Below are 1,994 nucleotides of genomic sequence, written 5' to 3'. Positions count from 1 at the left end.
CCCGCGTTCCGCAGCTAATCCATGATCCAGGGCATGTTCGGGTGTGAAACCGCAGGTCGGTGGCTTGCGACGTGGTGGAAACGGCGAAAAGCCCTAGTGACACGACTTCAGCGATAACACCATCACGGCCTGCGCACACGCTGCTACGGTCTGGTGACATGTTCGTCAGGACAGCGAGCCGGAAGAACAAAGACGGCACCACGGTGCGATACCTCCAACTCGCCCATAACGAGTGGGATCCCGTCGCCAAAGCCGCCAAGATGAAGGTCCTGCACAACTTCGGCCGCGAAGACCGGATCGACCGCGCCGCCGTCGAACGCCTGGTCGGCTCGCTGTGCCGGCTGCTGGACCCGGGCCGGGCCGCCGCCCTCACCTCGGGCGCCGAGCTGACCTTCATCGGCTCGGCCGCCTACGGCGGCCTCTACCTGCTCGACCAGCTGTGGCGTCAGCTGAAGATCGACACGATCATGAGGCGCATCCTGACCTCCACCCGGCGCAGCCCGTTCACCGAACGGGTGCTGTTCGCCCTGGTCGCCAACCGCGCTCTGGACGCCTCCTCCAAGCTGGCCGCCTCCCACTGGATCGGCCGCACCGCCCACATCGACGGCCTGCCCGCCTGCAGCGACGACGCCTGCTACCGGGCCATGGACTGGTTGCACCAAGTCCAACACTCCGTGGAGCGCAAGGTGTTCGACCAGGTCGCCACCCTGCTCAACCTGGAAGTCGACCTGCTGTTCTTCGACACCACCTCCACCTACTTCGAGATCGACGAAGGCGATGAGCCGATCGCCCGCGACCAGCGCGGCGTCCCGCTGCCCGACCCCGGCAACACCGGTGAGGAGGACGGCGGCGGACCGGTGATGAAGGGCTTCCGCACCCGCGGCAAGTCCAAGGATCACCGCGACGACCTGCCGCAGATCGTCATCGGCATGGCCGTCACCCGCGACGGCATCCCCGTCCGCGTCTGGTCCTGGCCCGGCAACACCACCGACACCGCCCTGATCCGCCAGGTCAAGGACGACATGCGGGACTGGACCCTATCCAAGATCGTGTGGGTCGGTGACCGCGGCTTCGCCTCCGCCGACAACCGCCGCTACCTGCGCCAGGGCGATCACCACTACATCATCGGCGAACGACTGCGCTCGGGCTCGACCGAGGCCAAGGCCGCCCTGTCCCGGCAGGGCCGCTACCAGGACGTGGCCGAGAATCTGAAGGTCAAAGAGGTGCGCATCGGTGAGGCCGACCGGTTCGTGATCTGCTTCAACCCTGAGGGCGCCGCACGCGATGCGGCCATCCGGGAACGCCTCCTCACACAACTCCAGGAGCTGATCGCCGGCACCGACACGCTCAGCGCCACCAAACGCGCCGAACTGCGCGGCGTCATCTCCACCAAGCCCGGCCTGAACCGGTATCTGCGCACTACCCCCAAGGGGCTGTTGCGCATCGACGCCGCCAAGGTCAAGGCCGAGGCGAACCTGGACGGCAAGTACCTGCTGCGCTGCTCGGACCCGAAACTGCCGGCCGAGGACATCGCCGTCGGCTACAAGCAACTGCTGGAGGTCGAGCGAGGCTGGCGCGACATGAAGCAGGTCATCGACCTGCGCCCGGTCTATCACCGGCTGGAGGAACGCATCCGCGCGCACGTCATCTTGTGCTGGCTGGCGCTGCTGCTGATCCGCATCATCGAGACCACCACCGGCACCACCTGGAGGCGCATCCGCACCGAGTTCGACCTCCTGACGGTGGCCACCTTCACCGGCCCGACCGGCACCTTCCGCCAGCGCGCCGAACTGACCAAGCCCCAGCGCGACATCCTGGCCAAACTCGACATCCCGACCCCAAAGAAGATCGTCGAAGCTACACCCGCCGCAGACGCCTGACCAGCCACGACGCTGGCACCTAGTGACACGCCGCATCAGCATGCCCGCAAGCATTTCCGCAGCTCAAGCCACAGATCTGTGTGCTTTTCTCGCCACACAGCTGCGGAACGCGGG

1 protein-coding gene is annotated in these 1,994 nt (G+C 66.5%); it reads left to right on the top strand.

Features of this window, described 5'->3' with window-relative positions; all coding sequences use genetic code 11:
- The first annotated feature begins 158 nt into the window (after nt 1-158).
- A complete protein-coding gene (locus ACGFI7_RS41735) occupies nt 159-1,880 on the top strand; it encodes an IS1634 family transposase (RefSeq protein WP_393415415.1) in 1,722 nt (573 codons plus the stop codon).
- The last annotated feature ends 114 nt before the right edge of the window (nt 1,881-1,994 follow it).

Source organism: Nonomuraea sp. NPDC048826, from assembly GCF_043198225.1.
GTDB lineage: Bacteria > Actinomycetota > Actinomycetes > Streptosporangiales > Streptosporangiaceae > Nonomuraea.
This window is presented reverse-complemented; position numbering and strand designations above follow the sequence as displayed.